The organism is Streptococcus sp. NM (genome assembly GCF_003390135.1).
GTDB lineage: Bacteria > Bacillota > Bacilli > Lactobacillales > Streptococcaceae > Streptococcus.
Genome location: NZ_QUOS01000002.1, coordinates 52139 through 79114, shown reverse-complemented (window position 1 = coordinate 79114; position 26976 = coordinate 52139). Strand labels below are relative to the sequence as shown.

General features: G+C 41.0%; 19 protein-coding genes. 13 read left to right on the top strand and 6 right to left on the bottom strand.

The annotated features are described in order from the left end of the window. Nucleotides 1-68: 68 nt before the first annotated feature. Genes DXN33_RS04820 through DXN33_RS04810 form a run of 3 tightly spaced genes read right to left on the bottom strand, consistent with a single transcriptional unit; the run spans nucleotide 69 to nucleotide 3861 of the window. On the bottom strand, nucleotides 69-1727 hold the full coding sequence (locus DXN33_RS04820; protein WP_115904517.1) for an iron ABC transporter permease: 1659 nt from the start codon (nucleotides 1725-1727) through the stop codon (nucleotides 69-71). Next, on the bottom strand, nucleotides 1717-2808 hold the full coding sequence (locus tag DXN33_RS04815; RefSeq protein ID WP_115904516.1) for an ABC transporter ATP-binding protein: 1092 nt from the start codon (nucleotides 2806-2808) through the stop codon (nucleotides 1717-1719). The genes DXN33_RS04820 and DXN33_RS04815 overlap by 11 nt, the downstream gene beginning before the upstream one ends. A 12-nt stretch (nucleotides 2809-2820) precedes the next feature. Then, nucleotides 2821-3861: an ABC transporter substrate-binding protein gene (locus DXN33_RS04810; RefSeq protein ID WP_115904515.1), complete on the bottom strand. Its 1041-nt coding sequence runs from the start codon at nucleotides 3859-3861 to the stop codon at nucleotides 2821-2823. Nucleotides 3862-4181: 320 nt separating this feature from the next. Here DXN33_RS04810 and leuS point away from each other — a divergent pair, with 320 nt between their 5' ends. The 4 genes from leuS (at nucleotide 4182) to DXN33_RS04790 (ending at nucleotide 9166) form a co-directional block, all read left to right on the top strand. Further along, the gene (gene leuS, locus DXN33_RS04805) at nucleotides 4182-6683 is read left to right on the top strand and encodes a leucine--tRNA ligase (RefSeq protein ID WP_115904514.1); all 2502 of its coding nucleotides are present in this window, start codon (nucleotides 4182-4184) and stop codon (nucleotides 6681-6683) included. Between the two features lie 61 nt (nucleotides 6684-6744). After that, nucleotides 6745-7812 carry a GTP pyrophosphokinase family protein gene (locus DXN33_RS04800; protein WP_045605103.1) on the top strand — a complete coding sequence of 356 codons (1068 nt, stop codon included), beginning with the start codon at nucleotides 6745-6747 and terminating at the stop codon, nucleotides 7810-7812. Between the two features lie 227 nt (nucleotides 7813-8039). After that, a complete protein-coding gene (locus tag DXN33_RS04795) occupies nucleotides 8040-8735 on the top strand; it encodes a GNAT family N-acetyltransferase (RefSeq protein ID WP_049487412.1) in 696 nt (231 codons plus the stop codon). An 11-nt stretch (nucleotides 8736-8746) separates the two neighbouring features. Then, nucleotides 8747-9166: a GNAT family N-acetyltransferase gene (locus DXN33_RS04790; RefSeq protein WP_115904513.1), complete on the top strand. Its 420-nt coding sequence runs from the start codon at nucleotides 8747-8749 to the stop codon at nucleotides 9164-9166. Between the two features lie 720 nt (nucleotides 9167-9886). On the opposite strand, the gene DXN33_RS04780 is transcribed toward DXN33_RS04790, so the two are convergent. Continuing rightward, the gene (locus tag DXN33_RS04780) at nucleotides 9887-9979 is read right to left on the bottom strand and encodes a type I toxin-antitoxin system Fst family toxin (RefSeq protein ID WP_049487415.1); all 93 of its coding nucleotides are present in this window, start codon (nucleotides 9977-9979) and stop codon (nucleotides 9887-9889) included. A 137-nt stretch (nucleotides 9980-10116) separates the two neighbouring features. On the opposite strand from DXN33_RS04780, the gene ruvB reads away from it, so the two are divergent. The 9 genes from ruvB to DXN33_RS04735 all read left to right on the top strand — a co-directional run bounded on the left by ruvB (nucleotide 10117) and on the right by DXN33_RS04735 (nucleotide 21267). Continuing rightward, a complete protein-coding gene (ruvB, locus tag DXN33_RS04775) occupies nucleotides 10117-11115 on the top strand; it encodes a Holliday junction branch migration DNA helicase RuvB (RefSeq protein ID WP_004239104.1) in 999 nt (332 codons plus the stop codon). Continuing rightward, the gene (locus DXN33_RS04770; protein ID WP_049493950.1) at nucleotides 11096-11668 is read left to right on the top strand and encodes a nucleotidyltransferase family protein; all 573 of its coding nucleotides are present in this window, start codon (nucleotides 11096-11098) and stop codon (nucleotides 11666-11668) included. The genes ruvB and DXN33_RS04770 overlap by 20 nt, the downstream gene beginning before the upstream one ends. Before the next feature lie 231 nt (nucleotides 11669-11899). Continuing rightward, on the top strand, nucleotides 11900-12658 hold the full coding sequence (locus DXN33_RS04765) for an isoprenyl transferase (RefSeq protein WP_115904512.1): 759 nt from the start codon (nucleotides 11900-11902) through the stop codon (nucleotides 12656-12658). An 8-nt stretch (nucleotides 12659-12666) separates the two neighbouring features. After that, complete coding sequence (locus DXN33_RS04760; RefSeq protein WP_049487419.1) at nucleotides 12667-13470, top strand: phosphatidate cytidylyltransferase; 804 nt, start codon at nucleotides 12667-12669, stop codon at nucleotides 13468-13470. A 21-nt stretch (nucleotides 13471-13491) separates the two neighbouring features. Further along, on the top strand, nucleotides 13492-14751 hold the full coding sequence (rseP, locus tag DXN33_RS04755) for an RIP metalloprotease RseP (RefSeq protein ID WP_049510956.1): 1260 nt from the start codon (nucleotides 13492-13494) through the stop codon (nucleotides 14749-14751). Between the two features lie 12 nt (nucleotides 14752-14763). After that, on the top strand, nucleotides 14764-16617 hold the full coding sequence (locus DXN33_RS04750) for a proline--tRNA ligase (RefSeq protein WP_115904511.1): 1854 nt from the start codon (nucleotides 14764-14766) through the stop codon (nucleotides 16615-16617). A gap of 98 nt (nucleotides 16618-16715) precedes the next feature. Beyond that, nucleotides 16716-18095 carry a 6-phospho-beta-glucosidase gene (gene bglA / locus DXN33_RS04745; RefSeq protein ID WP_115904510.1) on the top strand — a complete coding sequence of 460 codons (1380 nt, stop codon included), beginning with the start codon at nucleotides 16716-16718 and terminating at the stop codon, nucleotides 18093-18095. A gap of 192 nt (nucleotides 18096-18287) precedes the next feature. Then, nucleotides 18288-20096 carry a glutamine--fructose-6-phosphate transaminase (isomerizing) gene (gene glmS, locus DXN33_RS04740; protein ID WP_115904509.1) on the top strand — a complete coding sequence of 603 codons (1809 nt, stop codon included), beginning with the start codon at nucleotides 18288-18290 and terminating at the stop codon, nucleotides 20094-20096. 118 nt (nucleotides 20097-20214) lie between these two features. Beyond that, complete coding sequence (locus tag DXN33_RS04735; RefSeq protein ID WP_115904508.1) at nucleotides 20215-21267, top strand: LLM class flavin-dependent oxidoreductase; 1053 nt, start codon at nucleotides 20215-20217, stop codon at nucleotides 21265-21267. A gap of 96 nt (nucleotides 21268-21363) precedes the next feature. Here the strand turns inward: DXN33_RS04735 and DXN33_RS04730 are convergent, their stop codons facing one another. Together DXN33_RS04730 and DXN33_RS04725 are read right to left on the bottom strand one after the other, a co-directional pair. Beyond that, nucleotides 21364-25149 (bottom strand): pullulanase, encoded by a 3786-nt coding sequence (locus DXN33_RS04730; RefSeq protein WP_115904507.1) that lies wholly within the window; start codon nucleotides 25147-25149, stop codon nucleotides 21364-21366. 106 nt (nucleotides 25150-25255) lie between these two features. Continuing rightward, nucleotides 25256-26740: a M protein trans-acting positive regulator PRD domain-containing protein gene (locus DXN33_RS04725; protein ID WP_115904506.1), complete on the bottom strand. Its 1485-nt coding sequence runs from the start codon at nucleotides 26738-26740 to the stop codon at nucleotides 25256-25258. Nucleotides 26741-26976: the final 236 nt, after the last annotated feature.

Genomic DNA, 26976 nt, shown 5'->3' with positions numbered 1-26976 from the left:
ATTTGATAAGAATATCAAGATAAGAAAAAACAGCCGAGAATTCTTTCGGCTGTTTTTGATGGGGAAAACTAAAGTGTAATGCTGTTGCTTTTAGAGATTTTCATAAATAAGAGCAAGGAACCTACTGTTAGAACAGTCAGGATAGTTGACAAGGCTGCGGCTACACCGTAATTCCCTCTGAGAACCTCTGTATAAATGGCTACAGTCATTGTTCTTGTTTTGACATTGTAGAGGAGTATAGAAGTAGAGAGTTCTGAAATCATTGTGACCCAAGATAGGATGGCTCCAGAAATAATACCAGATAGCATCATTGGAGTTGTAATCTTGGCAAAGGTATTGAGGCGGCTACTTCCTAAGCTTTCAGCAGCTTCTTCAATACTTGGTGCTATTTGTTGCAAACTAGCAACAGATGAGCGAATAGTATACGGTAATCTTCTGACAGATAGAGACATAATCAAGATGAAAGCTGTCCCTGTAATCATAAGAAATCCACTTCCAAATAGACCAGTATTGAAGGAAGAAATGAAGGCAATCCCTAGAACGGTTCCTGGTACAATATAAGGAACCATACTGAGGCTGTCGATTAAGTTTGTAAACAAATTCCGTTTTCTAACGGCTAGGTAGGAGATAAATGTTGCAAATAAAACAACTAGAACTAAGGCAATCAAAGGGATACGAATGGTATTGAAAATAGCAGATCCCATACGATTGAAAGCAACTTTGTAACTGTTTAGAGAATAACCTTTGACAAATACCATACCTGATGTTTTTAGGAAAGAAGTATAAATCAAGTAGACTTGAGGTAGAACAGAGAACAAGATAATTCCGTAGACTGTTGCATAAATGGCAACCATTTTTCCTTTTGTAGTTTTTTTAGGCTCTATTGGATGGAGCGAATTCATGCTGAAACTGTAGCGATTTGAAATGTATTTTTGGATAAGGAAGATTGCCAAGGCAATGATAATCGCCATAATTGCTAAAGCAGATGCAAAAGCAGAATTTCCTCCAACCTCGCTAATAAATTGGGTATAAATCAAGACCGGGAAAGTCCGATATCCTTCACCAATTAACATCGGAGTTCCAAAGTCTGAGAATGCTCTCATAAATACAAGCAGGGCAGCAGCTAGTAAGGTTGGAACTAGGAGAGGTAAAACAACCGTTACGATACGCTTAAATCCGAAGGACCCCATGCTTTCAGCGGCTTCAAGTAGAGAATTGTCAATACTTTTCATTGTTCCAGCAACGTATAGAAATACCAGTGGAAATAGTTGAAGTGTAAAGACAAGTACAATTCCTTTGAATCCATAAATATCGATAGCTGGAAGATGAAGGGTATTTGTCAGGAATTTAGTAATGACCCCATTTCGTCCCAGCAAGAGAATCCAGGAGTAGGCTCCTACGAAAGGAGCTGACATGGAAGCAATGATAATCAATATTTGTAGAAATTTCTTTCCCTTGAAGTCATACATGGAAAAGAGGTAAGCTAATAGGGTTCCTACGACTAAGGAAGTGACAGTAGCGGTAATGGAAACCTTGAAACTGTTGACGAGTGTCTCAGAGTAGTAGGCTTTGCTAAAGAAAGTGACAAAATTAGCTAGTGAGAATTGTCCTTCATGTATGAGTGCTTGCTTGAGCACGGTAACGATAGGATAAACGAGAAAGACAAGATAGGTAAGAAAGATGAAGAAAGAGGAGACTGTCCAAATATTTAGTTTTTTACGTTCCATGCTTGACTCCTTTTATCAGGTTTTGTGAACCATCTGCAGAAAAGACGTTTAATTTTTGAGTATTGATTCGTAGACGAATACGATCGCCTTTTTGTAGATCTTCTTCAAAAGTTGATTCTTCGCTAACTTGAATTTTTGAGGCAAAGCCTGTCTCGATGAAGTATTCAGTATTCAGTCCAAGATAGACGCTATCGCTAATAGTTCCTTCAATATCTCCAGATTCATCTTTGATAAACTCTTCAGGACGAATGCTTACATGAATAGCTTGTTCCTCAGCCTGATCGAGGGCTGTCATTCTAAGGGCATAGCCGTCTGAAAAGACGATATAAGCGCCGTCGCTCCGTTTTTCGAGATTGGCAGGGATGATATTTGTGCGTCCGATAAAGGTTGCTACAAACTCATTAGCTGGTTTATGATAGAGTTCTTTTGGTCGGCCGATTTGTTGGATAACCCCATCTTTCATAACAGCAATTTGATCTGAAATAGCCATGGCTTCTTCTTGGTCGTGGGTTACATAAACGGTTGTAATTCCCACTTCGTGTTGGATTTCTCGAATGGCTTGACGCATATCCAAGCGAAGTTTGGCATCTAGGTTACTAAGTGGCTCGTCCATGAGGAGAACACTTGGATTAACAGCTAAGGCGCGTGCCAAGGCGACACGTTGTTGTTGTCCACCACTAAGTTTATCGGGCTTCCGATCCGCATATTGAGCAATTTGCATGAGTTCAAGATACTTGTTGGTCTGTTGGACCAATTCTTCTTTTGGAACCTTCTTTTGCTTGAGACCAAAAGCGACATTATCTCGGACAGTCAAATGTGGGAAAATAGCGTAGTTTTGGAAAACCATCCCGATATTGCGTTTGCTGGGTTCCATATTATTGATTTTTGTATCATCGAAGTAAAATTCTCCACCTTCGATACTGTTGAAACCTGCAATCATACGAAGAAGAGTCGTTTTCCCACACCCTGAAGGACCAAGGATGGTAAAGAGACTTCCTTTTGGAATTGTAATGTTCAAATTCTCAATAACAGGGACATCATGGTAGATTTTTTTGGCGTTAATAATTTTGATCTCACTCATAGTGAACCTCTTTTACTGTTTAGATTGGATATCTGTAAAAATATCATTGTACTTTTTAAGAATGGCGGATTTGTTTTTAATGACATAATCGGAATCTTCAGTGGCAATATTGATTTCTGTCATAGCCTTCATATTTTTATTGGTTTTAGCATTTTTACGAATGGGTCTGATTGTTGTTTCAGTTCCTAGCTTATCTTGGATTTCTTGAGAAAGGAGGAAGTCGATAAACTTCTTGGCGTTTTCCATGTGTTTAGCATTTTTGACGATAGCTGCGTTACCAGGTAAAAAGACGGTTCCTTCTTTTGGATAGATGACTTTTACCTCAACTCCATCATTTAAGAGTTTTAAGGCAGGATCTTCATAGGTGAGTCCTACGGCCATTTCTCCATCGGCGACAGCTTTGTAAACATTTGAAGAGCTAGATGCAATTTTTCCATCTACTAGGGTAAAGAGATTTTTCACATAGTTCCAAGCCTGTTCATTTTCGTATCCACCCTGGTCTACAAGCATGTTTGTTAATTGAGCAAAGGCGCTAGATGCGTTACTTGGATCAGCAGTAGCGATTTTTCCTTTTAATTTAGGATTGAGTAGATCATTGTAGCCTTCAATTTTAATATCTTTTGTAAGAGCTGAATTGGCAATGATGACACTGACATCAAGTGTATAAGGCGTGTAGAATCCGGTTTTATTTTGATATTCAGGGATTATCTGGTCGTTCTCTTGAGAAATATAAGGTTCAAAAAGATTTTCGTTAGAAGAGAAGAGGGCGTAGGAGCCTCCGAAAATGACATCGGCTACAGGGGATTCTTTTTCAGCCTCAGCTTTTTTGAACAATTCACCAGTACTGGCTTGTACTAAGTCAACCTTAACACCATATTTTTCTTCGAAGGCTGGGATTGTTTCTTCGATAAGGTCTTCAGGGTTAGGCGAGTAGACAACCAAAGTGTTATCTGAATCTTTTTCAGTGTTAGTTTCCGCTTCTATAGCTGAAGAACATCCTGATAAAGTAAGAAATATCCATCCACAAGAGAGAAAGAATAGTAGTTTTTTCATAAGAATCTCCTTTTTTACGAACATTTTCACTCCACGATTTGATTAACATTTATAATTTGCAGAGTTCTATAGGATATAATAAAAACCTTAAAGAAATCTAAAACGGGAAATATGAGTCAAAGACGCTAGGGGGAAGAAAATGGAGGAGACAAAAAATCAATAGAAGTTAGCTCCAAATGGGGGCTAATTTTTTATACTGCTACATAAGCTGGATTTGCGATTCGGTCTTTCTTGTCATCCAAGCCTAAAAGAACATTTCTCGTCTTTCAAATTCCCTCAAAAATGGTATAATAGTAACATCACGAAATTGGAGAGAGACCATGAGTTTTTACAATCATAAAGAAATTGAGCCTAAGTGGCAGGGCTACTGGGCAGAACATCATACATTTAAGACAGGAACAGATGCATCAAAACCGAAGTTTTATGCTCTCGATATGTTCCCTTATCCGTCTGGAGCAGGTTTGCACGTAGGACACCCAGAAGGTTATACTGCAACCGATATCCTCAGCCGTTACAAACGTGCGCAAGGATACAACGTCCTTCACCCAATGGGATGGGATGCCTTTGGTTTGCCAGCTGAGCAGTACGCTATGGACACAGGAAATGACCCGGCAGAATTTACAGCGGAAAATATTGCTAACTTCAAACGCCAAATCAATGCGCTTGGATTTTCTTATGACTGGGATCGTGAAGTCAACACAACCAATCCAAACTACTACAAGTGGACTCAGTGGATCTTCACCAAGCTTTACGAAAAGGGCTTGGCCTATGAAGCGGAAGTGCCAGTAAACTGGGTTGAAGAGTTGGGAACAGCCATCGCCAACGAAGAGGTTCTTCCTGATGGAACTTCTGAGCGTGGAGGCTATCCAGTTGTCCGTAAACCAATGCGCCAATGGATGCTTAAAATCACGGCCTATGCAGAGCGCTTGCTTAATGACTTGGATGAGTTGGATTGGCCAGAATCTATCAAGGACATGCAACGCAACTGGATTGGGAAATCAACTGGTGCCAATGTAACATTTAAAGTTAAGGGAACAGATAAGGAATTCACAGTCTTTACCACTCGTCCTGACACCCTTTTCGGTGCGACTTTCACTGTCTTGGCTCCTGAGCATGACTTGGTTGACGCTATTACAAGTCCAGAGCAAGCAGAAGCAGTAGCAGACTACAAACACCAAGCTAGCCTCAAGTCTGACTTGGCTCGTACAGACCTTGCCAAGGAAAAAACAGGTGTTTGGACTGGTGCTTATGCCGTCAACCCTGTCAATGGTAAGGAAATTCCAATCTGGATTGCAGACTACGTCCTTGCTAGCTATGGTACAGGTGCGGTCATGGCTGTGCCTGCCCACGACCAACGTGACTGGGAATTTGCCAAACAATTTGACCTTCCAATCGTAGAAGTACTTGAAGGTGGAAACGTAACAGAAGCTGCCTACACAGAAGATGGACTTCATGTCAATTCAGACTTCCTAGATGGACTCAACAAAGAAGATGCTATTGCCAAGATTGTGGCTTGGTTGGAAGAAAAAGGCTGTGGACAAGAGAAGGTCACCTACCGTCTCCGCGACTGGCTCTTTAGCCGTCAACGTTACTGGGGTGAGCCAATTCCTATCATTCATTGGGAAGACGGAACTTCAACAGCTGTTCCTGAAAATGAATTACCACTTGTCTTGCCTGTAACCAAGGATATCCGTCCTTCAGGTACTGGTGAAAGTCCACTAGCTAACTTGACAGATTGGCTTGAAGTGACTCGTGAAGATGGCATCAAAGGTCGTCGCGAAACCAATACTATGCCACAGTGGGCTGGTTCAAGCTGGTACTACCTCCGTTATATTGACCCACACAATACTGAGAAATTGGCTGATGAGGACCTTCTCAAACAATGGTTGCCAGTAGATATCTACGTGGGTGGTGCAGAGCATGCTGTACTTCACTTGCTCTACGCTCGTTTCTGGCACAAATTCCTCTATGACCTCGGTGTTGTTCCGACTAAGGAACCATTCCAAAAACTCTTTAACCAAGGAATGATTTTGGGAACCAGCTACCGCGACCACCGTGGAGCGCTTGTGGCGACTGACAAGGTTGAAAAACGTGACGGCTCCTTCTTCCATGTGGAAACAGGAGAAGAGTTGGAGCAAGCACCAGCCAAGATGTCTAAATCGCTTAAGAACGTTGTTAACCCAGACGATGTGGTGGAACAATACGGTGCCGACACCCTTCGTGTCTATGAAATGTTCATGGGGCCACTTGATGCTTCAATCGCTTGGTCAGAAGAAGGTCTGGAAGGAAGCCGTAAATTCCTTGACCGTGTTTACCGTTTGATTACAAGCAAGGAAATTGTTGCGGAAAACAATGGCGCTCTTGACAAGGTTTACAACGAAACAGTCAAATCTGTTACTGAGCAAATCGAGTCTCTCAAATTCAACACAGCCATTGCCCAACTTATGGTCTTTGTCAATGCGGCTAACAAGGAAGACAAGCTCTATGTTGACTATGCCAAAGGATTTATCCAAATGATTGCACCATTTGCGCCTCACTTGGCAGAAGAACTCTGGCAAACTGTTGCGATAACAGGTGAGTCAATCTCTTACGTGGCTTGGCCAACATGGGACGAAAGCAAACTAATTGAAGACGAAATCGAAATCGTCGTCCAAATCAAAGGTAAAGTCCGTGCTAAACTCATGGTCGCTAAAGACTTGTTACGCGAAGAATTACAAGAAATTGCTCTCGCTGATGAAAAAGTCAAAGCAGAAATTGACGGTAAGGAAATCGTGAAAGTGATTGCGGTACCTAACAAACTCGTTAATATTGTTGTGAAATAATTGTAGACTATAGTTGATTAAAAAAAGAAACAATTTTTTGTTCACTTTTTGGGAGGTATTAATGAGGACTCAAAGTCATAAGGAGATTGTTGAAGAATATTCTGATTCACGGGGGAATTATGAAGATTGCTTAAATTATGTAGAGAATACTGTAAAGAATATTATTAAAAGTCAATCTATTAACGTTCATGAAATAATTGGGAGAGTAAAAACTGTAGAGTCTCTCGAAGGCAAAGTAAAAAGGAAAAATTATTCTAATTTAGCTGAGATTACTGATTTATGCGGTATTCGTATCATAACGTACTTTAGTGATGATGTTGATAAAATAGCTGAGTTAATCAGTCAAGAATTCGAGGTTGATGTAGAGAATACTATTGATAAACGTAAAAGTGAGGATCCAACAAAATTTGGTTATGTTTCACTTCATTATGTGGTGGGTTTAAAAGAAGAGAATACTTCACCTACTTTATATGGTAGATTTAAGAATATAAAATTAGAGATACAAATTAGGACAGTTATGCAGCATGCCTGGGCTGAAATTGAACATGATTTGGGATATAAAAGTAAGGAAGATATACCTAATCAATATAGAAGACAATTCTCCAGATTAGCAGGACTAATTGAATTGGCCGATGATAACTTTTTACAGTTAAAAAATAATATTAATAACTATGAGCAGGAGATAAGGGAAAAATTACCTACTTCGAAAAAAGAATTACCGATAGATAGCAGTACGCTTATGACTTATGTAAAAGAAGATCAAAATTACATTGAACTACTGAATACGATTAAATCGTTATATATGGATATAGATATTAATATTGATATTGATAGTTCTTCTCTATCTACGGTAGTTCAGAGGGTGAAAAAATTGGGTTTGAAGACTATAGGAGAGATAGATGAATTATTGGAAAGATATAAGGATATCTTTTTAAGGATATGGGCAATTGAGATGAATATTATGCATTATACGGGTATATCGTCATTGACTCCATTATTATACATTACTAATGTGTTAGAATCAGTTAATAGGATTGACATTTCTGATGAAGAATTTATGAAAGTTTCGGATGATGAATTTTCAGATGTATTTAGTATATCGTACCCAATTGATGTTTATGAAGGTTAAAAAGTAATTTTTTAAATATGAAAAGAGGGGGTTCCTATTTGACTAAGTTGAATAACTCGTAGTGTTGCTCTTTATAAAGTGAAGGTAACTAAACTCGTCAGCATCGTTGTGAAATAAGATAGGAGTCCTTCAGAGGTAGACTCTGGAGGATTTTTTGAATCTTCTTATGAAAGTATGATATACTATGGGCAACTATAAAGTTTGTAAAGCTAAATAAGGAGAATACTATGCCAGTAAACGAATATGGTCAGATGATTGGGGAGTCAATGGAAGGTTATACACCAGGTGAATTGCCTTCTATTGATTTCTTAGAAGGGCGTTATACTAGGGTAGAGGCTCTTTCAGTGGAAAAGCATGTGGAGGATTTATTAGCTGTTTATGGCCCGGATACTCCTCGGGAGATGTGGACCTACCTCTTTCAGGAGCCAGTGGCAGATATGGAGGAACTGGTCAGCCTTTTAAATCAGATGTTGGCTCGTAAGGACCGTTTTTACTATGCAGTCATAGACAAGGCAACTGGTAAGGTTTTGGGAACTTTTTCTCTCATGCGTATTGACCAGAATAACCGAGTAATAGAAGTGGGAGCTGTCACTTTTTCTCCAGAGCTCAGGGGGACACGGATAGGAACAGAAGCCCAGTATCTCTTGGCTTGCTATGTCTTTGAAGAACTCAACTATCGTCGCTATGAGTGGAAATGCGATGCTCTTAACCTGCCATCAAGACGAGCAGCAGAACGTTTGGGCTTTGTCTATGAAGGAACCTTCCGCCAAGCAGTTGTTTATAAGGGGCGTACAAGAGATACGGATTGGTTGTCTATGATTGATAAGGACTGGTCTCAAGTCAAATCTCGTTTAGAAACATGGTTGGCGCCTGAAAATTTTGATAAAAATGGGCGGCAGTACAAGAGCTTGAGAGAGTTTTAAGAGGTGTTGAGATGATTACTATTAAAAAGCAAGAATTTGTCAAGCTAGAGGATATTTTGCATCTCTATCAGGCTGTTGGTTGGACAAATTATACAAATCAACCTCAGATGCTGGAGCAAGCCTTGTCTCATTCATTAGTAATTTATCTGGCACTTGATGATGATGCTGTGGTGGGCTTGATTCGTTTGATTGGAGATGGTTTTTCGTCAGTTTTTGTACAGGATTTGATTGTTTTACCTAGCTATCAGCGCCAAGGGATTGGTAGCGCCTTGATGAAAGAGGCTTTAGAGGATTATAAAGAGGTTTATCAAGTCCAGCTGGCGACAGAACAGACAGAAAAAAATGTAGGATTTTATCGTTCTATGGGTTTTGAAACTTTATCCACCTATGACTGTACAGGAATGATTTGGGTAAACAGAGAAAAATCATAAAACTTGTTTTTTTATTAAGCAAAGTTTAAGGATGGTCTAGTATTATATAGTCATTAAATAAAGACCTCCTAACTTTATTTAATGAAATCCTAAAACTTTTTTCATCATAATCTCCTAATGAAGTCACCCAATCAGGTGGCTTTTTTCTTGGATAGGTGATGGTGATAGAATTTTTTTAAAAATGGTAGAATTTGAGAAAAGTTAAGCTAGTTTTAAGTTTCGTCTTGTATCATATAGTTATTAAATAAAGACCTCCTAACTTTATTTAATAAAATCCTAAACTTTTCTTTTTCATAATAATCTCCCTTAACTCCACCCAATCAGGTGGAGTTTTTTTGCTCTATTTCAGGCTTTTGGGGACTATTCTAAAAATCATTTTCCGATATTTTTCGGATTTTGGTCGGGGAATTGGCGGGGACTTTTTAGCGAATATGATTAAGAAATAGGTCTGTTGTAGCTTCATCTACTTCAACCTCACTTTGAATGTAAGTGACTGTTAATTGAAGGACTAGAACTACTGTAATAATGCTCTTGGTTGTCAAGGAGTGAGTCATCATATTGTTGTACAGAGGGTTAAAGCTTGAAAAGTCGAGAATATAAACCTTTGACAAAATTTGTGAACTATGGGATAATAAAAAGGAATTGAGTACTAGTTCTATATCATAGGCTAGAAAAGACCCCAAGCTAACTTCCATATTAAGCTTAGGGTCTTTTTTGACACTATTTGTCCTTGTTTAGCCATTTATCGACTAATCGAAGAATGACACCGACTACAATTGGTCCGATGATAGTTTTGAGTACTAATTCCATCATGGGCTATCTCACCTCCTTTCGTAGGTGGTGTAGAAGTGCCGTATAATATTATACAACCAACATAAGTGCTAAATTCAGGAGTCACCCAATCGGGTGGCTTTTTTGTTTGTGGCTTGGATTTTTGATATAATAGAGCCATGAGTAGAATTTTAGATAATGAGATAATGGGGGATGAGGAGTTAGTAGAACGTACGCTCCGTCCTCAGTATTTACGTGAATATATTGGGCAGGATAAAGTCAAGGACCAGCTTCAAATCTTTATCGAAGCTGCCAAAATGCGGGATGAAGCACTGGATCATGTGCTCTTATTTGGCCCTCCAGGCTTGGGAAAAACGACCATGGCTTTTGTTATTGCCAACGAACTAGGTGTCAATCTCAAGCAGACGTCTGGGCCTGTCATTGAAAAAGCTGGGGATTTGGTAGCGATTTTGAATGACTTAGAGCCTGGGGATGTTCTCTTTATTGATGAGATTCATCGTTTGCCCATGTCAGTGGAAGAGGTGCTTTATAGTGCTATGGAGGATTTCTACATTGACATCATGATTGGGGCTGGTGAAGGCAGTCGCAGTGTTCATTTGGAGTTGCCACCTTTCACTTTGATTGGTGCGACGACTCGGGCTGGTATGCTCTCAAATCCACTACGGGCACGTTTTGGGATTACAGGTCATATGGAGTATTATGCTCATGCTGATTTGACAGAAATTGTCGAGCGGACGGCAGATATTTTTGAGATGGAAATCACTCATGAGGCAGCGTCTGAGTTAGCACTACGTAGCCGTGGGACCCCTCGTATTGCCAATCGTCTCCTCAAGCGCGTGCGCGATTTTGCCCAGATTATGGGGAATGGGGTTATCGATGATCTTATTACCGATAAGGCTTTGACCATGCTGGATGTTGACCATGAAGGTCTGGACTATGTGGACCAGAAAATCCTTCGCACCATGATTGAGATGTACGGTGGTGGTCCTGTTGGTCTAGGAACTCTTTCTGTTAACATAGCAGAAGAGCGTGAGACAGTTGAAGACATGTATGAGCCCTACTTGATTCAAAAAGGTTTTATCATGCGGACGCGGTCTGGACGGGTGGCGACTGCTAAGGCATATGAGCACTTAGGTTATGAATATAGTGAAAAATGAGCAAGAAATTCTAGAGGCTTTTAGAGAAAATCCGGATATGATGGCTATTTTGACTATCATCCGAAACCTTGGTCTGAAAGATTCTTGGTTGGCAGCAGGTTCTGTCAGAAATTTTATCTGGAATCTCTTGTCAGAGAGACCAGCATTTGATCTTGAAACAGATGTAGATGTGATTTTCTTTGATCCGGATATTTCTTATGAGGAAACCTTGTTCCTAGAGAAAAAGCTGAGAGCGGATTTTCCTCAGTATCAGTGGGAATTGAAAAATCAGGTCTATATGCACCAGCACAGCCCTCATACTGCTCCCTATAGCAGCTCTTGTGATGCTATGAGTAAGTATCCAGAACGGTGTACGGCAGTTGGACTGCGCTTGAATGAAGAATCCGCTTTGGAACTCTATGCACCTTATGGTTTGGAGGATATTTTAAATTTTCAAGTTCGTCCAACTCCTCATTTTTTAGAGAATGAAGACCGAATGGAACTTTATCGAACACGTCTAACCAAGAAAAATTGGCAGGAGAAATGGAAAAATTTGATTTTTAAAAATACTTAAGGAAACTTTAAGCTAGGAAGTGTATACTAAGTCCATAAGTTAAGAAGACCTTAACTTAAACTCCTAAAACTTTTTCATAATAATCTCCCTATAAAAAATAGAGTCGCCCAATCAGGCGACTTATTTTTTTGAAAAATGGGCTTGGTGCCTGAGAATAAATAGCTTAGTGATAGAAGAAAATAGGGAAATATGGTATAATGAAACGATAGATTTTTGAATAGGAATAAGATCATGTTTGGATTTTTTAAGAAAGATAAGGCTGTGGAAGTAGAGGTTCCGACACAGGTTCCTGCTCATATCGGCATCATCATGGATGGCAATGGCCGTTGGGCTAAAAAACGTATGCAACCGCGAGTCTTCGGACATAAGGCGGGCATGGAAGCATTGCAAACTGTGACCAAGACCGCTAACAAACTAGGCGTTAAGGTTATTACGGTCTATGCTTTTTCTACGGAAAACTGGACCCGTCCAGATCAGGAAGTCAAGTTTATCATGAACTTGCCAGTAGAGTTTTATGATAATTATGTCCCGGAATTGCATGCGAATAATGTTAAGATTCAAATGATTGGGGAAACGGACCGCCTGCCTAAGCAAACCTTTGAAGCTCTGACCAAGGCTGAGGAATTGACTAAGAACAACACAGGATTAATTCTGAATTTTGCCCTCAACTATGGTGGACGTGCTGAAATCACACAGGCTCTTAAGTTGATTTCCCAGGATATTTTAGATGCTAAAATCAACCCAGGTGACATCACAGAGGAATTGATTGGCAACTATCTCTTCACCCAGCATTTACCTAAGGAGTTACGAGACCCAGACTTGATTATTCGGACTAGTGGAGAATTGCGCTTGAGCAATTTCCTTCCATGGCAAGGAGCCTATAGTGAGCTCTATTTTACAGATACCTTATGGCCTGATTTTGACGAGGCGGCCTTGCAGGAAGCTATTCTTGCCTACAATCGTCGTCATCGCCGATTTGGAGGAGTTTAGGAGGAAATATGACACAGGATTTACAGAAAAGAACCTTGTTTGCAGGGATTGCCCTGGCTATTTTCCTACCAATTTTAATGATTGGTGGCCTCTTGCTTCAGATAGCAATTGGAATCATAGCCATGCTAGCCATGCATGAACTTTTGAAGATGAGAGGTCTAGAGACTATGACTATGGAGGGCCTCTTAACCCTCTTTGCAACCTTTGCTTTGACCATTCCCTTGGAGAATTATCTGACTTTTTTACCAGTTGATGGGAATGTGGTTGCCTATAGTGTTTTGATTTCAATCATGTTAGGAACGACCGTTTTTAGTAAGTCTTATACGATTGAGGACGCTGTTTTCCCTCTTGCTATGAGTTTCTATGTAGGCTTTGGATTTAATGCTTTACTAGATGCTCGCGTTGCAGGTTTAGATAAGGCTCTCTTGGCCTTGTGCATCGTCTGGGCTACCGACAGTGGTGCCTATCTTGCTGGGATGAACTTTGGGAAACGGAAACTGGCTCCAACGGTTTCTCCAAATAAAACCTTTGAGGGTGCCTTGGGTGGTATTTTAGGCGCTATTTTAGTAACCATCATCTTTATGATGTTTGACAGAACAGTTGCTCTTCCGTATGGAATTTACAAGATGTCGGTCTTTGCTATTTTCTTTAGCATTGCTGGACAATTTGGTGATTTACTAGAAAGTTCGATCAAACGTCATTTTGGTGTCAAGGATTCTGGGAAATTTATCCCTGGACATGGTGGTGTTTTGGATCGTTTTGATAGTATGTTGCTTGTATTTCCAATCATGCACTTATTTGGACTCTTTTAATCAAAAGACGGAGGAAATACTATGCTCGGAATTTTAACCTTTATTCTGGTTTTCGGGATTATTGTGGTGGTGCACGAGTTTGGACACTTCTACTTTGCCAAGAAATCAGGGATTCTAGTGCGTGAATTTGCCATTGGTATGGGACCCAAGATCTTTGCTCACACTGGCAAGGATGGAACGGCCTATACCATTCGAATCTTGCCTCTGGGTGGCTATGTTCGCATGGCCGGTTGGGGTGATGATACAACTGAAATTAAGACAGGAACTCCTGTCAGTTTGACCCTTACTGATGATGGTAAGGTTAAACGCATCAATCTCTCAGGTAAAAAATTGGATCAAACAGCTCTTCCTATGCAGGTGACCCAGTTTGACTTTGAAGACAAGCTCTTTATCAAAGGATTGGTTCTGGAAGAAGAAAAAACTTTTGCAGTGGATCATGATGCAACGGTTGTGGAAGCAGACGGTACTGAGGTTCGGATTGCACCTTTAGATGTTCAATATCAAAATGCGACTATCTGGGGCAAACTGATTACCAACTTTGCAGGCCCTATGAACAACTTTATCTTAGGTGTCGTTGTTTTCTGGATTTTAATCTTTATGCAGGGTGGTGTCAGAGATGTCGATACCAACCAGTTCCATATTATGCCCCAAGGGGCCTTGGCTAAGGTGGGAGTGCCAGAAACAGCTCAGATTACCAAGATCGGCTCACATGAGGTTAGCAACTGGGAAAGTTTGATTCAGGCTGTGGAATCAGAAACCAAAGATAAGACGGCCCCGACCTTGGATGTGACTATTTCTGAAAAGGGTAGTGACAAACAAGTCACTGTTACTCCGGAAGAAAGTCAAGGCCGTTACCTTCTAGGTGTTCAACCGGGAATTAAGTCAGATTTTCTATCCATGTTTGTAGGTGGTTTTACAACTGCAGCCGACTCGGCTCTCCGAATCCTGTCAGAACTGAAAAATTTGATTTTCCAACCAGATTTGAACAAACTAGGTGGACCTGTTGCCATCTTTAAGGCAAGTAGTGATGCTGCTAAAAATGGAATTGAGAATGTCTTGTACTTCTTGGCAATAATTTCCATCAATATTGGGATTTTTAATCTTATTCCGATTCCAGCCCTGGATGGTGGTAAGATTGTGCTCAATATCCTAGAAGCCATTCGCCGCAAACCATTGAAACAAGAAATTGAAACCTATGTCACCTTGGCCGGAGTGGTCATCATGGTTGTCTTGATGATTGCTGTGACCTGGAATGACATCATGCGACTCTTTTTTAGATAATCGAGGAATATTATGAAACAAAGTAAAATGCCTATCCCAACGCTTCGCGAAATGCCAAGCGATGCTCAAGTTATCAGCCACGCTCTTATGTTGCGAGCTGGTTATGTTCGCCAAGTTTCAGCAGGCGTTTATTCTTACCTACCACTTGCTAACCGTGTGATTGAAAAAGCTAAAAACATCATGCGCCAAGAATTCGACAAGATTGGTGCCGTTGAGATGTTGGCTCCTGCCCTTCTTAGTGCAGAATTGTGGCGCGAATCAGGTCGTTATGAAACTTATGGTGAAGACCTTTACAAACTAAAAAACCGTGAAAAATCAGACTTCATTCTAGGTCCAACTCACGAAGAAACCTTTACAGCTATTGTCCGTGATTCTGTTAAGTCTTACAAGCAATTGCCACTCAACCTTTACCAAATCCAGCCTAAGTATCGTGATGAAAAACGCCCACGTAATGGACTTCTCCGTACACGTGAGTTCATCATGAAGGATGCTTACAGTTTTCACGCTAACTATGATAGCTTGGATAGTGTTTATGATGAGTACAAGGCTGCTTATGAGCGTATTTTCACTCGTAGTGGCTTAGACTTCAAGGCTATCATTGGTGACGGTGGAGCCATGGGTGGTAAGGACAGCCAAGAATTTATGGCCATTACACCTGCTCGTACAGACCTTGACCGCTGGGTTGTCTTGGACAAGTCAGTTGCCTCATTTGACGAAATTCCTGCAGAAGTGCAAGAAGAAATCAAGGCAGAATTGCTCAAATGGATGGTTTCTGGTGAAGATACCATTGCTTACTCAAGTGAATCTAGCTATGCGGCTAACTTAGAAATGGCAACAAACGAGTACAAACCAAGCAACCGTGTTGTCGCTGAAGAAGAAGTGACTCGTGTTGCAACGCCAGATGTTAAATCAATTGATGAAGTTGCAGCCTTCCTCAATGTTCCAGAAGAACAAACGATTAAAACCCTCTTCTACATGGCAGATGGTGAGCTTGTTGCAGCCCTTCTAGTTGGAAATGACCAACTCAACGAAGTCAAGTTGAAAAACCACTTGGGAGCAGATTTCTTTGACGTTGCTAGCGAAGAAGAAGTAGCAAGTGTTGTTCAAGCAGGTTTTGGTTCACTTGGCCCAGTTGGTTTGCCAGAGAATGTTAAAATTATTGCAGATCGTAAGGTGCAAGATGTTCGCAATGCAGTTGTCGGTGCTAACGAAGATGGCTACCACTTGACTGGTGTGAACCCAGGTCGTGATTTTACTGCAGAATATGTGGATATCCGTGAAGTTCGTGAGGGTGAAATTTCTCCAGACGGACAAGGTGTCCTTAACTTTGCGCGTGGTATCGAAATTGGTCACATCTTCAAACTCGGTACTCGCTATTCAGCAAGCATGGGAGCAGATGTTTTGGATGAAAATGGCCGTGCTGTGCCAATTATCATGGGATGTTACGGTATCGGTGTCAGCCGTCTCCTTTCAGCAGTGATGGAGCAACACGCTCGCCTCTTTGTTAATAAGACACCAAAAGGTGAATATCGTTACGCTTGGGGAATCAACTTCCCTAAAGAATTGGCCCCATTTGATGTGCACTTGATTACTGTCAATGTCAAGGATGAAGAAGCGCAAGCCTTGACAGAAAAGCTTGAAGCAAGCTTGATGGGAGCAGGTTACGAAGTCTTGACAGACGATCGTAACGAGCGTGTCGGAGTCAAATTCAGTGATAGCGACTTGATTGGATTGCCGATTCGTATCACTGTTGGGAAGAAAGCGGCCGATGGCATCGTAGAAGTGAAGATTAAAGCGACTGGTGACACCATCGAAGTTCATGCAGATAACTTGCTTGAAACGCTTGAAATTCTCAGCAAGAAATAAAAACTATAATCAGAAGAAAAACAAGGAAAAAATGTAACTAGTTTTTACCTTGTTTTTTCTGTATAATGGGAAAAATGACTAGATAAAGAGGTAAATGTATGCTAAGATTTCCAAAGGATTTTGTCTGGGGATCCTCTACTTCTGGACCACAAACAGAAGGACGTGTAGCCGGTGACGGTAAGGGAGATAATCTCTGGGATTATTGGTACCAAGTGGAGCCAAATCGTTACTATAATGGGATTGGTCCAGATAAAACATCAACCTTTTATGAAAATTGGGAAAAGGATATTGAGCTACTGTTAGAAACTGGTCACACGGCCTTTCGGACTTCTATTCAGTGGTCACGGATTTTTCCACAAGGGCGTGGGGAAGTCAATCCTCAAGGTGTAGACTTTTACCGTAAGGTTTTTGAGGCTATTAAGGCTAAAGGGATTCGTCTTTTAGTCAATCTTTATCATTTTGATTTGCCTTTTGCTCTTCAAGAAGATGGTGATGGTTGGGAAAATAAGGCGACTGTCTCAGCCTATGAAGACTATACTCGTTTTTGTTTTGAGACTTATGGAGATTTAGTGGATCAATGGATTACCTTTAACGAGCCAATCGTTCCAGTGGAATTTGGCTATTTTTATGATGCCCATTATCCACATAAGGTGGATGCGGAAGCAGCCGTTAAAGTAGCCTATCATACACAATTGGCCAGCAGTCGTGCGGTCAAGGCCTGCCATGAACTCTTGCCTGATTCCAAGATTGGGATTGTCCTCAACTTGACACCGGCTTATCCACGTAGCCAGCATCCTGCTGATGTCAAGGCTGCTCGGATTGCGGATCTCTTTCAGGCCCAATCTTTCTTAGATCCATCTGTCTTGGGGACTTATCCACAGGAGTTGGTAGAAATCTTACATGAATACGGTCTCTTGCCTGATGCTACAGAGAAGGAGTTGAAGCTCATTCGTGACAATACAGTGGACTTCCTTGGTGTCAACTACTATCAACCTTTGCGTGTTATGGCGCCTCGATTTGCTAAGCATCCAGAGAGTCCACTCTTACCAGAACATTTTTACGAGCCTTATGTGATGCCTGGACGTAAAATCAATCCTCATCGTGGCTGGGAGATTTATGAACAAGGGATTTATGACATTGCCAAAAATATCAAGGAAAATTATGGCAATATTGAGTGGATGTTGACAGAGAATGGTATGGGTGTTGAAGGGGAAGAAAAATTCCGTGAGAATGGAATGATTCAAGATGATTATCGTATTGACTTTGTAAAAGGTCATCTTCGCGAACTTCACCGTGCTATTGAAGATGGAGCTAACTGTAAAGGATACTTAATCTGGACCTTTATTGATTGTTGGTCATGGCTCAACAGCTATAAAAATCGCTATGGTTTGGTCGAATTAGACTTGGCAACGCAAGAACGTCGTCTGAAGAAATCAGGGCACTGGTTCAAGGAGTTAAGCGATAATAATGGATTTTAAAAAGGACTCTGACTGATTATCCTAATTGGTCAGAGTTTTTTTGATTTCAGGAAGTTGATTTGAACTATACCAATTTTTACTCTTGACAAGTGAAAGAAACAAGTATATACTGTTTTTGCTGATTCTATAAAAGAGGAATCAGACTATACCAATTTTAAGGAGAAAGCACAGCTGGTCTGTGTCGTATATACTATGTGTGGAATTGTTGGTGTTGTTGGAAACACAAATGCAACTGATATTTTGATTCAAGGGCTTGAAAAGCTCGAATACCGTGGCTATGATTCTGCGGGAATTTTTGTCCTAGGTGGTGCTGAAAACCACCTAGTCAAGGCTGTAGGCCGTATCGCAGAATTGTCTGCCAAGACAACTGGTGTTGAGGGAACGACTGGTATCGGACATACTCGTTGGGCAACTCATGGGAAACCAACTGAAGATAATGCTCACCCACATCGCTCTGAGACAGAACGTTTTGTCTTGGTTCACAATGGAGTGATTGAGAACTACCTTGAAATCAAGGAAGAATACCTTGCAGGTCACCACTTCAAAGGGCAAACAGATACAGAAATCGCCGTTCACTTGATTGGAAAATTTGCAGAAGAAGATGGCTTGTCAGTTCTTGAAGCCTTCAAAAAAGCTCTTCACATCATCCGTGGTTCTTATGCCTTTGCCTTGGTTGACTCACAAAATCCTGAAGTCATCTACGTAGCTAAAAATAAATCACCACTCTTGATTGGTCTTGGGGAAGGCTACAACATGGTCTGCTCAGACGCCATGGCTATGATTCGTGAAACCAACCGATACATGGAAATTTATGACCAAGAGTTGGTAATCGTCAAGGCTGATAGCGTAGAAGTTCAAGATTATGATGGCAACAGCCGTGAACGTGCTAGCTATACTGCAGAACTTGACTTGTCAGATATCGGTAAGGGAACTTATCCTTACTACATGCTCAAGGAAATCGATGAGCAACCAACAGTGATGCGTAAGTTGATCCAAGCCTACACAGATGAGTTTGGTCAAGTTGTCGTAGACCCAACTATCATCAAGGCTGTTCAAGACGCAGACCGTATCTACATTCTTGCAGCTGGAACATCTTACCACGCAGGATTTGCTTCTAAGAAAATGTTGGAAGAATTGACAGATACACCAGTTGAACTTGGAATCTCATCTGAGTGGGGCTACGGTATGCCACTTCTCAGCAAGAAACCACTTTTCATCTTTATCAGCCAGTCTGGTGAAACAGCGGATAGCCGTCAGGTTTTGGTCAAGGCTAATGAAATGGGAATCCCAAGCTTGACAGTGACAAACGTACCAGGCTCAACTCTTTCACGTGAAGCCAACCATACCATGCTCCTTCATGCAGGTCCTGAAATTGCCGTAGCATCAACAAAGGCTTATACAGCACAAATTGCAGCCCTTGCTTTCCTTGCAAAAGCAGTCGGAGAAGCAAATGGCAATGCTAAAGCGCAAGCCTTTGACCTGGTTCATGAGTTGTCAATCGTAGCTCAGTCTATCGAATCAACTCTTTCAGAGAAAGAAACCATTGAAGCCAAGGTTCTTGAGCTTCTTGAAACAACTCGCAATGCCTTTTACATTGGACGTGGTCAAGATTACTACGTAGCCATGGAAGCAAGTCTCAAACTCAAAGAGATTTCTTACATCCAGTGTGAAGGCTTTGCGGCAGGAGAACTCAAGCACGGAACTATTGCCTTGATTGAAGAAGGAACGCCTGTTTTGGCCCTCTTGTCAGATCCAGTTCTTGCCAAGCACACTCGTGGAAATATCCAAGAGGTGGCAGCTCGCGGTGCCAAAGTCCTCACTATCGCAGAAGAAAATGTTGCTAAAGAGACAGATGATATCGTCCTTACGACCGTACACCCTTACCTCTCACCAATTTCAATGGTCGTACCAACGCAATTAGTCGCTTACTTTGCAACACTCCACCGTGGTCTTGATGTGGATAAACCACGTAACCTTGCTAAATCAGTAACGGTAGAATAAGCTAAAAAAGTCTAGTTATCTAGGCTTTTTCTTGTGAGCAAATCGGTTGCTTGTAGTCAAGTTTCGTGTTAGAATAATTTTTCAAATTGAAGGATAGAGGTAGACAGGGAGAATCACTGTGGTAGAATTGGGAATTTCAACATTTGGGGAAACAACGGAGATTGAAGGGACTGGGCAAACTTACAGTCATGCCGAACGCATTCGTCAGTTGGTGGCAGAGATTGAACTGGCTGATAAGGTTGGTTTGGATGTGTATGGTATTGGTGAGCACCATCGAGCAGATTTTGCAGTATCAGCTCCAGAGATTGTCCTGGCAGCTGGGGCAGTCAATACCAAGAGAATCCGTTTGACCAGTGCAGTCAGCATTCTTTCGAGCATGGATCCGATTCGTTTGTTCCAACAATATGCCACTATCGATGCTTTATCAAATGGACGAGCGGAGATTATGGCTGGAAGGGGTTCTTTCACGGAATCTTTTCCCTTGTTTGGCTATGATTTGAAAGACTACGGAGCCCTTTTTGATGAGAAATTAGACTTGCTTCAGTTAGTCAATGAAAAGACCAAGTTAGACTGGCAAGGTCGATTGACCCAAACAATCTCTAGCAAAGAAGTTTATCCTCGTCCAGTTCAGGACAAATTGCCCTTGTGGATAGCGACAGGTGGTCATGTCGAATCAACTGTGAAGATTGCTCAGGCTGGTCTACCGATTGTTTATGCTATTATTGGTGGCAATCCGCGTTATTTTAAAAAGTTGATTCAGGCTTATCGTGAGATTGGAAGCGAAGCGGGTTATGCCAGTCAGGAACTAAAGGTTGGAGCTCATTCTTGGGGTTGGATTGCTGAAGATGGTGAGCAGGCTGTAAAAGATTATTTCCATCCGACTAAGCAAGTGGTGGATGCTATTTCCAAAGACCGTCCGCACTGGCAGGAATTGCGTTATGAACAATATTTGGAGCAAGTTGGACCAAATGGAGCCATGTTTGTGGGTAATCCTGATCAGGTAGCAGAAAAATTGATTCGCATGATTGAGGATTTAGGCTTGGACCGCTTTATGTTGCACCTACCGCTTGGTTCTATGCCACATGAACAAGTTCTGAGAGCCATCGAACTTTTTGGCACTCAAGTTGCACCAAAAGTTCGGGCTTACTTTGCCATGAAAGAGGCTAAATAAAAAATCCTAATCAGGTTTATTATGACGGCAAATATTGTGCAAAAATCAATCCCCCGAGCGTTAAGGCTTGGGGGATAGTTCTATAGGAGGGCTAGTTTAGTTCTCTTTTTTGTTTTTTAGCAAGAACCCGAGACCTAGAAGAGCAAGGAGACTAATTCCTGCAAACATGAGTTTATGATCATTTTTGGTTCCTGTATTTGGTAGTTCAGCTTGCGAATCAGTTGTAGCTTGGCTAGGTTTATGATCTGCATCTGCTATTTTTGCATCTGGTTTTGCAGAATCAGGTTTAGCCTGTGGAGCTGGATTTTGATGTTCCGGTTTGACGACTCGGTTTGGAGTATTGACTTGACCGTTATTTTGACCTTGCTCTTGTGTTAAGCTAGAAAGATCAAATTCTGGTTTTTCTTCCACAGCTGGGGCAACGATGGCACCGCCTTGAGAGATTCGAAGAACAGTGGCTGTAAGGGCATTTAATTTCAAGCCTTTTTCAGTCCATTCAAGCCCTTGAGGGTTGGCAATTCCGACTGGCCCTGCTTGGTTTTCATCTGCTAAAACTTCAGCATTTCTGAGGTGGGCAAAGGGAGTTCCTAAGTTAAATTCACGAGCTTTTTCGTCCGCATTGACAAAGACTGCATAGATATCTCCATTTGGAGCAGTGATTTGGTAGCCAATCACTACATCTTCTTTTTCCACACCATTTTGGCCTGGGACAGTGATGAGGTGGACACGGTCTTTGATATTTTGGAGACTCTTGAGTCGGAAGGCATCTGTAGATTGACGAAGGGCAATCAACCCTTTCATATAGTTACGGCTCTTGACATTTTCAGGGTAAGCTTTGCCATCTGTAGCCTTAGTCCAGTCAAACTTGTTGATGGCATCGCTAGAGTCGTAAGAGTCATGGATGAAGTAAGGATAGTCGAATGGATTGCCGTCTTTATCACGCAACAAGTGAGATTTGTTTGGAACCTTATCCTCTGCTACTGGGGTCTTGTAGGCTGGGTCACGGAATTGTTTGGTACGTCCGTATTCCTGACCAGAGTGGATAAATGGAGTTCCTTGAGCTGTTAAGACCATGAGATTTCCAAGTCGCAAACGGCGGTGGATTTCAGCATAGTTTTCAGCCTTGCTTGGGTCTTTTTTGATAGACTGAGCAATAATGTCAAAGAGGGTCAAGTTATCATGGGCTGCGATGTACTGGATAACATCTCCAGGGCTGTCAGCTTCAAAGTTGGTTGGTTGAGCAATGATATTTTTGAAGATGGTGTTGATATCACGCTTGCCACCTGTGATAAAGGCAGGTTGACCTTCGTTTGGATAACCAGACTTGAGGTTGTTACGAATGTCATCTGAAAAGACAGCGACTGTATCGGTATGTTTCATCCAATCTTGGTCAGCAGCTTTAGTAGGCATGTTCTCATCACCTGCATAGGTTCTCCAACCTTCACCAAGCATGATTAAGTGTGGATTGAGGGCGCGTGCGGCCTTGTACGCTTCTTCAATAGAAGCTGCATCATGGTCTCCCATCATATCGAAGCGGAATCCATCCACTTTGTAGGTATCAACTAGATATTTGATAGAGTCAACTAGGAGTCGTTTGGTCATATGGTGGGTTGTCCCCAAGCGTCCACCACCAAAGCTAGTGCGAGGTGTCCCATCAGCATCCATAAAGTGGTAGTAGTTTGGCTCTAAATCTTCAAAGATATCGACCTTGGCTGTATGGTTATACACTACATCTAGGATAGCTCCCATACCACGTTTGTGGATCTCGTTGATGAGGTTTTTAAATTCTGCGATTCGTTTTTCTGGATTTTTAGGATCGCTTGAATACATACCAGTCAAGGAGAAGTAGTTTTGAGGATCATATCCCCAGTTATAGTTGCTGTTGCTTGAAGCATAGTCAGACAAGCGTTCATGGTTTTTCAATTCATTGACAAAGTAGTAAGACAAGACTGGAAGGAGCTGGATGTGGGTTACACCCAAGTCTTTGAGATAGTCTAGTTTTTCAATAAATGCTTCAAAGGTACCAAATGGTTTGGTTAAGTCTTTTGCAATGGCAGGATCTGAAGTAAAGTCACGCACATGAGCTTCGTAGATAACGGCATCTTCACGAGTCTTGAAATTGTGAATCTTACCATAAGTCAAGTCTTGAGGTCCGAGTTTGGCTGGATCTACAAAGGCGGCTTTAGCCACTTTATGGGCATCGTCAATCTTAGCATCGTCACTATTCCAAGCAGCGAGGGACTTAGCGTAAGGATCGAGTGCAAGAACAGTTTTACCTTGACGTTCGATTTGGTATTGATAATAGTATCCAGTGAAATCTGTGATTCCGAGTTTGTTTGTGCTATCTAGAGTTTGTTTCCAAGTTCCTCTTTCCCCTTTTTCAAGAGCGACAGTTCCAACCACTTTTTCAGGGTTATTCTTGTCGTAGACAACGACAGAAACCTTATCAGCACTTGGTGACCAAAGGGTGAGGTCAACACGCTTGCCATCTTCTTTTAGAGTTGCGCCGAGTGGACCATCGTAACTGTAGGACTCATCCTTGAGGCGCCAGCTTGTTTTGGTAGTGAATTTGTCAGAGTTGTAGCTAACGGTATAAGGATGTTTTGTATCAGAGAAATCTCCGCTGTAGGTCACTTTCTTGCCAACTTCATCGATTGCAACATCGGTGATAGTTACCTTATTTCCTAGGTGATTAGTAATGTTGGAGTGTTTGAGGATATCCTCTTTTTTAGCACCGACAAGTGTTGAAAAACTACTCTCAATGCTAGAAGTGCCTACGTGTTGGGCTCCTGTCATACGGATATCATGGACATAGTATGGATTTGTGTAAATCGATTCATCATCGTCTTTTAGGAAAATTTGGCTATGATTTTTTAAATCTGTGAACTTATAATCTTCTTTACGGATTTTCACATCGTCTCCTTGTTTGTTTCTGTCTAGTAATAAAAATCCAAGGTCTTTAGCTGCATCTTTGAGTGGAATATCGATATAGCGACCATATTTGCCTGTAGCCGTAAAGTCTGTTCCATTAGGCCATTCTCCACTACTTGGGTTTTTGACATCGCCCCAATACCAGAGAGATTTCTTGTCATAGTTGCCATCTGTACGGTAGTAGTTGACGCGAATAGTTCCTGCAGGTTGTGGCTCGTAAGAGAAAACCTTGTGATCTTGCTCCAACCAAGCCTCATTCATCTTTGGTGACAGTTTTTCTACCGATTTATCGCCGGTTAGATTTTTCCCAGCTGTATTATTGATGAGGAAGCTAATTTTCTTGGCTTGTTCTCCCTTTAATTTGACATCTAGGTAGTAGCCATAGTCATCTTTTTTGGCATCCTTGAAGGATAAGGCTCCGTTAGGCCAATTTTCAGATGGCTTTTCAACATCATCCCAAGTCCAAAGACCTTGAGAATCCTTGTTTTCTTCAGGGAGTTTCTTTACATGGATGCGGAAGTGGTTATCTGCGATGGGTTCTTCTGCTTTAGTTTCAGTCGCTGCTGGACTAATAGCAGTAGTTGGCTCACTTGAACGATCTTGTCCGGTTTGTGGTGCGGAATCGGCTGGGCTTGAAACAGGAGTTGTTGGCTCTGTTGCAGGTTTTTCTTCTTTTTTCTCTAGGGAAGCGTTTGCATTTTCAGGCGAAGAAATATCACTTTCCTTCTTACTAGAGCTAACTGCTGTATCAGTAAGAGGCTGAGTAAGGGAGGTTGTATTTCTGTTGCTAGGTTCGTTAGTGCTTGTAGTATTTTCGTTGGCTGAGATAGTTGGTGTAGCCATGGCAAGCAGAACAAGGCTTGCTCCAATAAGGACAGAACCAGTTCCATTTTTAAGGGAACGGATGCTGTAAACCATTTTTTTCTCAGTGTGAGATGGTGTTTTTCTCATAATCATTCTCCAATCAATAAATTTCTATATCAGTATAGCACTTAGTAAAAGGATATGCAAGCGTTTTCCTGGAACTAAAATAAAAGAAAAATCGCAACAGATTTTGTTACGATTTAGCCAGTCTTTCTTTATGAATTTGAGAAGCCATCAGGTGGAGGTGGTAAAATAGTTCTGTTGTAGAGAAATTACGACTGTAGATAAGTGGTTTAGGAGAGTTGGTGACAGGAAATGTAGTGATAACAATATCGTGTGGAATTTGATTGAGAATTGAGAAAGAAATCTTAGATTCTTCCCAAGAATCAAAGAGATAGAGATTATTGCCGTAGTGAGCAAGGGTGTCGATAAGGTTTTGTGCGTGATGACTATCCAAATGACTAATAACCAAAACACGTATTTTGGGAAGTTTTTGAAGTAATTGGACTAAAATTCGTTGTCCTTGAACAGAAAAGGTGTAGACAAGTTCTTGTAATTTAATGGGATGATTTTCCAGTCCCATCTCAGTCAAATAAGATTGGAATTTGAGTTGACTGACTTCAAATAGTTTTGGAAATTCTGCTTGATAATTGCTTAAAATCTGGGATTTCTGTCTGTCGAGAGACTGGTTGCTGAGCAAATGGAAGAAATCAGATTGGGCAGTATAGTGGAGGAGCCAAATCAATTCCTCTCGATTTTCAATCTGTAGGTGAAATTCTTTAGCTAACTCTTCTAAGATTTGACTCAATAAACGGTAGGATTTTTGGATATGATGAATATCACCCAGTGCTCCATTATTAGGATTGTTTGCAATTTGAAGAGATTTGGTTGGGTTTGAAAATAGCTGTTCCAGTGTTTCCTTTGTCGGTTCAAAATGGAGTTTTCTAGCCAGCTTTTTGATATCTTGTTCAAACTGCGGAATTTGCATGAGAGAACTGTAGTGACTAGTTAAAAGGGGAGTAGGATTTTTAATCAAGTATCTCTTATTAAACCGCTCTAGATTGATAGCTAGGGTATATTTGATTTGCCGTAAGCTACTGAGGTTGGGTGAAACTTGTTGGGCATCCAAAAATAGCTGAATCAAGTGAGTGAGTGATTCTTCAGAAATAGAAGGGAAGGGCCAATCAAGAAAGTCGTAACTTTGGCTAAAGTAGTCTAGATAAAAGGCACGAATGTCCTCTTCTGTTCCCTCCATGACTAAAGGGGAAAGTTGGATGCTGATGCCATAATGTTGTGGAAGTTTAGTATTTAGATGCTGGATGATTTCCTGAACTCGTTCGTAACTCATTACAAGTTCTTGACACATTTGCTCGAGTGATTGTCCCTCATTGAAAAACAACTGGTTCAAAAAGGAGTAGGTTTCAGATTGTTTAAAAATCGCAGTCCTGGGATCCAAGGCGTTTTGGAAGTCAAATTGCAATTGAATGCCTTTTTTGCTTGATTGAAGCAGGAGGTTTAGAAATAATTGTTCAAGCTTAAAAAGGTGTTCTTGCAATTCTTCTATTGAAAAATTCAGCTTCTTAGCCAAGTCTGGAATTTCTATCCAATCATGGTGTTTGGTTAATTCTTCTAGTAAGAATAGCAAATCTTGTTCAGTCTTAGAAAGCAAGATATTCATCATAAATCTCCCTATATATTTATACATATATATTAAAAGAAAAGCCTGGTAAAGTCAAGAAAAACAACCTAAGATAAAATAGGAAAATCGTAATTTACTATATTTTGTATTGAGCAATTAAACTAAAAATGAAGTTTGTAAAGTGAAAGTTGAATTTAATTTTTTATAGGAAAAGATTTTGTCAAAAAATCGTTAATCTTCTTGAAAAATCTAGCTAAATAGGGTATAATATAAAT